Source organism: Streptomyces sp. NPDC060232, from assembly GCF_042726555.1.
Classification (GTDB): Bacteria; Actinomycetota; Actinomycetes; order Streptomycetales; family Streptomycetaceae; genus Streptomyces.
Genome location: NZ_JBHXAG010000002.1, coordinates 512,440 through 518,923 on the forward strand (window position 1 = coordinate 512,440; position 6,484 = coordinate 518,923).

Sequence of the window (6,484 nt, forward strand, 5' to 3'; positions counted from 1 at the left end):
GAAGGAAGAGACTATGAGCAAGCTGCGCGTGGCAGTCCTCGGCGCCCAGGGCCGCATCGGCTCCGAGGCGGTCAAGGCGGTCGAGGCCGCCGAGGACATGGAGCTGGTCGCGGCGCTCGGCCGCGGCGACAAGCTGGAGACGCTGGCGGAGGCCGGCGCCCAGGTCGCGGTCGAGCTGACCACCCCCGCCTCGGTGATGGAGAACCTCGAGTTCCTCGTCCGCCACGGCATCCACGGCGTGGTCGGCACCACCGGCTGGACCGAGGACCGCCTCGCCCAGCTGGACACCTGGCTCGCCGCCTCTCCGAAGACCGGTGTGCTCATCGCACCGAACTTCTCCATCGGCGCCGTCCTCACCATGAAGTTCGCCGCCCAGGCCGCGCGCTACTTCGAGTCCGTCGAGGTCGTCGAGCTGCACCACCCCAACAAGGTCGACGCCCCCTCCGGCACCGCGACCCGTACCGCGCAGCTCATCGCGGCCGCCCGCGCCGAGGCCGGCCTCGGCGCGCAGCCCGACGCCACCACCACCGCGCTGGACGGCGCGCGCGGCGCGGACGTCGACGGCGTCCCCGTCCACGCCATCCGCCTGCGCGGCCTGCTCGCGCACCAGGAGGTCCTCCTCGGCGGCGAGGGCGAAATCCTGACCATCCGTCACGACTCCCTGCACCACAGCAGCTTCATGCCGGGCATCCTGCTCGGCGCGCGCCGCGTGACGCAGACCCCAGGCCTCACCTTCGGCCTGGAAAACTTCCTCGACCTGGGCTGACCGGACTGATTCACGATGCGCGCGAAGATCACCTACTTCATCACGGCCGCCGTCCTGGTCGTCTACTTCGTCCTGGTCGGCAGCCGGGGCCTGCTGCTGATCCGGCAGGGAACATGGCTCACCGTCGCCTTCGGGGTGGCCGTGCTGATCCTGCCGCTCATCGGCATCTGGTTCCTGTGGAAGAACACGCAGTTCGTCACCAAGGCCAACCAACTCGCCGGTGAGCTGGAGGCCGAGGGCGGGCTGCCCGTGGACGAGCTGGAGCGCGACAGTTACGGCCGGATCCTGCGGGACTCGGCCGACGAGGTCTTCGCGCGCCGCAAGGCCGAGACCGAGGACGCCCCAGGCGACTGGCGCAGCTGGTTCCGGCTCGCCGTCGCCTACCACGACGCCCGGGACACCCCGCGGGCGCGCAAGGCCATGCAGCGGGCCATCGCCCTGCACGACAAGAAGCCCGTACAGGTCTGACATCTGTACGGGCTCCCCGTGGCGCGTCCCGTCCCACCCCGGGACCCGGGTGTCAGGCGGGCACGGGCCGGTACTCCTCGGCCCAGGCCTCGACCGTGTCGGCGGCCCGGTCGAAGGCCTCGGCGCGCGACAGGAAATCCGCGCTGTGGTCGGTCAGCAGTACCGGCGGCTCCTCGACGCCGCGGGCGGACACCGTGAGCGCCTGCCCCTGCACGGTCCTCGGCAGTCCGAGCCAGCGCACGGGCTGCTGCACCGTGCGGATCTCGGTGACCTCGTTCCACGCGATCGTGCGGGTCGTGAAGAACCCGATCCGGCGCAGACCCGTACGGCTGACCCGCACGCCCACGCGCAGCATCTGCAGCGCCGATGCGAGGACGGCGAGGGCGGCGACCAGGCAGGTGCCCGCCCCGGCCCAGCCTCCGCCGGCGAAGGCGACGATCATGGTGGCCAGGAGCATGAAGGCGGACAGCAGGAGCAGCACTGCGGCGATGGCCACGCGCCAGGGGCCGGGCCGGTAGGGCCGCCGCCAGCGGTCGTGGTCGGCATGGGCCAGGACCTCGTCGACGTCGTCATCCGCATCGGATACGCCGTCGGCCGTCAGGAAGGGCAGGGGCACGGCTGGACCTCACTCACATGCACGTTCGGTTGGGCTGTGCCCGTGAGGCTACCGCTCCTCGGACGCTGTCGACTGCTGCGACTTCTCCGGGGCCTTGTTCGGCTGCAGCGCCGGTATGCCGAAGAGCAGCGAGCCGGCCAGCCCCGCGACCACGGTCAGCCCGACCAGACTACGGGCGGCCAACTGGGCCTTGCCCAGCCGCTCGCGCGGCGGTGGGGTGACGTTGCTACGGAAACGGTCGGCCTCGGCGACGAAGGCGAACGGAACGGGTTCGCGCCGGCGAAACATGAGAGCGAATCTCCTCGGGCTCGATGCGGGTGCGTTCTGCCCTGTAGGACGTACGGGCCGCTCAATCGGTGCCGGATTTCGGGAGATTCACCAGAATTCATGGCTGTACGTCAGCTGTCCGAGGGTGGTGCGCAGGCCCGGGCGGCAGCAGAGCTTGCGCGGGGACCCGCGAGGCGCGCCGTAGAGTGGGCGCGCCCCAGGACGCACGTTTGGAAGGACCCCCGGTGAGCGAGACCGCCGCTTCAGATCTGAAACCCAGCTTCCGCAGCGACGTGACGGTGGAGCTGGTGAAGCACTCCGCCGCCGACTCCGACGTGCTGTGGGCGGCCCGCGTCTCCACGGCCGGCGAGCAGTCCCTGGACGAGCTCCAGAAGGACCCGGAGCGCTCCAAGGGCCTGATCAACTACCTGATGCGGGACCGCCACGGCAGCCCCTTCGAGCACAACTCGATGACCTTCTTCATCAGCGCCCCGATCTTCGTCTTCCGGGAGTTCATGCGCCACCGCGTGGGCTGGTCGTACAACGAGGAGTCGGGCCGCTACAGGGAGCTCGAACCGGTCTTCTACGTCCCCGACGCCGAGCGCAAGCTCGTCCAGGAGGGCCGCCCCGGCAAGTACGTCTTCGTCGAGGGCACCAGCGCGCAGCAGGAGCTGACCGCCCGCGTCATGGAGGACTCCTATGTACAGGCCTACGAGGCCTACCAGGAGATGCTCGCCGCGGGCGTCGCCCGCGAGGTGGCCCGTTCGGTCCTGCCGGTCGGCCTCTTCTCCTCGATGTACGCCACCTGCAACGCCCGCTCGCTCATGCACTTCCTGGGCCTGCGCACCCAGCACGAGCTCGCGGCCGTCCCCTCCTTCCCGCAGCGGGAGATCGAGATGGTCGGCGAGAAGATGGAGCAGCACTGGGCCAAGCTCATGCCGCTGACGTACGCGGCGTACAACGCCAACGGCCGCGTTGCCCCGTAAGGCCCGTAAGGCCCGTAACACCCACGGCGTACAGATGTACGGAGTCAAGTCCTAAGTGTCCGTATTGCGGCGTTTCGTAAAGTTCATCTAGGCTGATCAAACGGACCCGGCACTGCTTGAACCCCCGAGCAGGCAGTGCCGGCGTCCAACACCCCGTTGACGTCCCCCGAGGGGACACCGCGAGCATGGCAGCGAGTAGCGTGTTACCCATGGCTCCGATCTCGACTCCGCAGACCCCCTTCGGGCGGGTCCTCACCGCCATGATCACGCCGTTTACGGCGGATGGCGCACTCGACCTCGATGGCGCGCAGCAGCTCGCCGTCCACCTGGTGGACGCAGGCAACGACGGCCTGATCGTCAACGGCACCACCGGTGAGTCGCCGACCACCACCGACGCGGAGAAAAACGACCTCGTACGAGCCGTCCTCGAAGCCGTCGGAGACCGCGCCCACGTGGTCGCCGGCATCGGCACCAACGACACCCGCCACACCCTCGATCTGGCCCGCGAGGCCGAGCGCACGGGTGCCCACGGCCTGCTCGCCGTCACCCCGTACTACAGCAAGCCGCCGCAGGAGGGCCTCTACCGGCACTTCACGGCGATCGCCGACGCCACCGGGCTGCCGGTCATGCTCTACGACATCCCCGGCCGCAGCGGTGTCCCGATCGAGACCGAAACCCTGGTCCGGCTGGCTGAGCACCCCCGTATCGTGGCCAACAAGGACGCCAAGGGAGACCTCGGCCGCGCCGGCTGGGCGATCGCGCGCAGCGGCCTGGCCTGGTACTCCGGCGACGACATGCTGAACCTGCCGCTCCTGTCGGTGGGTGCCGTCGGCTTCGTCTCCGTCGTGGGCCACGTGGTCAGCCCCGACCTGCGCGCCATGCTGGAGGCCCACCTCGCCGGGGACGTCCAGAAGGCCGCCGAGATCCACCAGAAGCTGCTGCCCGTCTACACCGGGATGTTCCGCACGCAGGGTGTGATGACCACCAAGGCCGCGCTGAACCTGCAGGGCCTGCCCGCCGGCCCGCTCCGGCTCCCGCTGATCGAACTGACCGACGAAGAGACGGCCCAGCTCAAGATCGATCTTGCTGCGGGCGGGGTACAGCTCTGACAACAGACTTCACAACTCAATAAGCAGCACCGAACAAATACAGAGCAGACAACAGCAAGTGCACGAATGACATGCGCGCCACGTGCCTTCCGGGTACGTGGCGCGCGTGGTGAGGAGAGACTTTTGAGCCATCCGCATCCGGAACTCGGTCCGCCGCCGAAGCTGCCCAAGGGCGGCCTCAGGGTCACCCCCCTGGGTGGCCTGGGTGAGATCGGCCGCAACATGACGGTCTTCGAATACGACGGCCGCCTCCTGATCGTCGACTGCGGCGTCCTCTTCCCCGAAGAGGAGCAGCCGGGCATCGACCTGATCCTGCCGGACTTCTCGTCCATCCGGGACCGCCTCGACGACATCGAGGGCATCGTGCTCACGCACGGTCACGAGGACCACATCGGCGCCGTTCCGTACCTCCTGCGGGAGAAGCCGGACATCCCGCTGATCGGCTCCAAGCTGACGCTGGCCCTCATCGAGGCCAAGCTCCAGGAGCACCGCATCCGCCCCTACACCCTTGAGGTGAAGGAGGGCGAGCGCGAGAACCTCGGCCCCTTCGACTGCGAGTTCATCGCGGTCAACCACTCCATCCCGGACGCGCTGGCCGTCGCGATCCGCACCGGCGCGGGCCTGGTCGTCGCCACCGGCGACTTCAAGATGGACCAGCTTCCGCTGGACAAGCGCCTCACGGACCTGCACGCCTTCGCGCGTCTGAGCGAGGAGGGCATCGACCTCCTGCTGTCTGACTCGACGAACGCCGAGGTCCCGGGCTTCGTCCCGCCGGAGCGCGAGATCTCCACCGTCCTGCGGAACGTCTTCGCCAACGCCCACCACCGGATCATCGTGGCCAGCTTCGCCAGCCACGTGCACCGCATCCAGCAGATCCTCGACGCCGCGCACGAGTACGGCCGCAGGGTCGCCTTCGTCGGCCGCTCGATGGTCCGCAACATGGGCATCGCCCGGGACCTGGGCTACCTCCGCGTCCCGGCCGGTCTCGTCGTGGACGTCAAGACGCTCGACGACCTACCGCCCCACGAGGTCGTCCTGGTCTGCACGGGATCCCAGGGCGAGCCGATGGCGGCCCTGTCCCGCATGGCCAACCGCGACCACCAGATCCGGATCGTCCCCGGCGACACCGTCATCCTGGCGTCGTCGCTGATCCCGGGCAACGAGAACGCGGTCTACCGCGTGATCAACGGCCTGACCCGCTGGGGCGCCAACGTCGTGCACAAGGGCAACGCCAAGGTGCACGTCTCGGGCCACGCCTCGGCCGGCGAGCTGCTGTACTTCTACAACATCTGCAAGCCGCGGAACCTGATGCCGGTCCACGGAGAATGGCGCCACCTGCGCGCCAACGCAGAGCTCGGCGCCCTGACGGGCGTGCCCAAGGACCGGATCGTCATCGCCGAGGACGGAGTGGTCGTCGACCTGGTCGACGGCAAGGCCCGGATCTCCGGCAAGGTACAGGCCGGATACGTGTACGTGGACGGCCTCTCGGTCGGCGACGTCACCGAGTCCTCCCTGAAGGACCGCCGGATCCTCGGCGACGAGGGCATCATCTCGGTCTACGTCGTGGTGGACAGCACCACCGGCAAGGTGGTCAGCGGCCCGAACATCCAGGCCCGCGGTTCCGGCATCGACGACGGGGCCTTCGGCTCGGTCATCATCAAGATCGAGGAAGCCATCGCCCGCGCGGCGGCCGACGGCGTCGCCGAGCCGCACCAGATCCAGCAGCTCATCCGCCGCACGATGGGCAAGTGGGTCTCGGACAGCTACCGTCGGCGCCCGATGATCCTTCCGGTCGTCGTCGAGGTCTGATCCAGCTCTCGCGTAGCGCCGTCACCGGAGCGGGGCAACCGGATTTGCATCCGGGGGCCCCGCTCCAGTACGTTTACGTCTCCACCCCGCAAGACACCCCGGCACACACGTGTGTCCAGGCGGAGTCGTGCGGGCGGGTGGGAATCAGACGCCGGGGAGACCTGATAAAGTCTGATCCGCCCGAAAGGGAAAGGCCCTCCAGCGGCCACCGAATTCAAATCCAAGCCGACTGCGACTTTCGAGAAGCAGAGCGCGGAAATGGTCTGGTAGGGTTGGAATCGCCGGAAAGGGAAACGCGAAAGCGGGAACCTGGAAAGCACCGAGGAAGTCGGGCCCGAAAGAGTCTGATAGAGTCGGAAACGCAAGACAGCAGAACGAAAGCCCGGAGGAAAGCCCGAGAGGGTGAGTACGAAGGAAGCGTCCGTTCCTTGAGAACTCAACAGCGTGCCAAAAATCAACGCCA

At 68.4% G+C, this 6,484-nt stretch carries 7 protein-coding genes; 5 read left to right on the forward strand and 2 right to left on the reverse strand.

The window, feature by feature from the left end; all coding sequences use genetic code 11:
* The first annotated feature begins 13 nt into the window (after positions 1-13).
* Both dapB and ACFWFZ_RS06090 read left to right on the forward strand, forming a co-directional pair.
* Positions 14-766 carry a 4-hydroxy-tetrahydrodipicolinate reductase gene (gene dapB / locus ACFWFZ_RS06085; RefSeq protein ID WP_387117262.1) on the forward strand — a complete coding sequence of 251 codons (753 nt, stop codon included), beginning with the start codon at positions 14-16 and terminating at the stop codon, positions 764-766.
* A 15-nt stretch (positions 767-781) separates the two neighbouring features.
* Complete coding sequence (locus ACFWFZ_RS06090) at positions 782-1,234, forward strand: hypothetical protein (RefSeq protein ID WP_387117265.1); 453 nt, start codon at positions 782-784, stop codon at positions 1,232-1,234.
* Between the two features lie 52 nt (positions 1,235-1,286).
* On the opposite strand, the gene ACFWFZ_RS06095 is transcribed toward ACFWFZ_RS06090, so the two are convergent.
* Both ACFWFZ_RS06095 and ACFWFZ_RS06100 read right to left on the reverse strand, forming a co-directional pair.
* Complete coding sequence (locus ACFWFZ_RS06095; RefSeq protein WP_387117268.1) at positions 1,287-1,850, reverse strand: hypothetical protein; 564 nt, start codon at positions 1,848-1,850, stop codon at positions 1,287-1,289.
* 48 nt (positions 1,851-1,898) lie between these two features.
* Complete coding sequence (locus tag ACFWFZ_RS06100; protein ID WP_387117271.1) at positions 1,899-2,138, reverse strand: hypothetical protein; 240 nt, start codon at positions 2,136-2,138, stop codon at positions 1,899-1,901.
* A gap of 224 nt (positions 2,139-2,362) precedes the next feature.
* Between ACFWFZ_RS06100 and thyX the strand changes: the two genes are divergently transcribed.
* The 3 genes from thyX to ACFWFZ_RS06115 all read left to right on the forward strand — a co-directional run bounded on the left by thyX (position 2,363) and on the right by ACFWFZ_RS06115 (position 6,021).
* Entirely contained in the window at positions 2,363-3,103 is a 741-nt protein-coding gene (gene thyX / locus ACFWFZ_RS06105; RefSeq protein WP_030898164.1) for an FAD-dependent thymidylate synthase, read from the forward strand.
* A 209-nt stretch (positions 3,104-3,312) separates the two neighbouring features.
* On the forward strand, positions 3,313-4,212 hold the full coding sequence (gene dapA / locus ACFWFZ_RS06110) for a 4-hydroxy-tetrahydrodipicolinate synthase (RefSeq protein WP_387117274.1): 900 nt from the start codon (positions 3,313-3,315) through the stop codon (positions 4,210-4,212).
* Between the two features lie 123 nt (positions 4,213-4,335).
* The gene (locus ACFWFZ_RS06115) at positions 4,336-6,021 is read left to right on the forward strand and encodes a ribonuclease J (RefSeq protein ID WP_387117277.1); all 1,686 of its coding nucleotides are present in this window, start codon (positions 4,336-4,338) and stop codon (positions 6,019-6,021) included.
* The last annotated feature ends 463 nt before the right edge of the window (positions 6,022-6,484 follow it).

Bases quoted from the DNA above. Each gene is read 5' to 3' on its own strand.
- ACFWFZ_RS06100 (WP_387117271.1), bottom strand. From the start codon at position 2,138: ATGTTTCGCCGGCGCGAACCCGTTCCGTTCGCCTTCGTCGCCGAGGCC.
- ACFWFZ_RS06090 (WP_387117265.1), top strand. From the start codon at position 782: ATGCGCGCGAAGATCACCTACTTCATCACGGCCGCCGTCCTGGTCGTC.
- dapB (WP_387117262.1), top strand. From the start codon at position 14: ATGAGCAAGCTGCGCGTGGCAGTCCTCGGCGCCCAGGGCCGCATCGGC.
- dapA (WP_387117274.1), top strand. From the start codon at position 3,313: ATGGCTCCGATCTCGACTCCGCAGACCCCCTTCGGGCGGGTCCTCACC.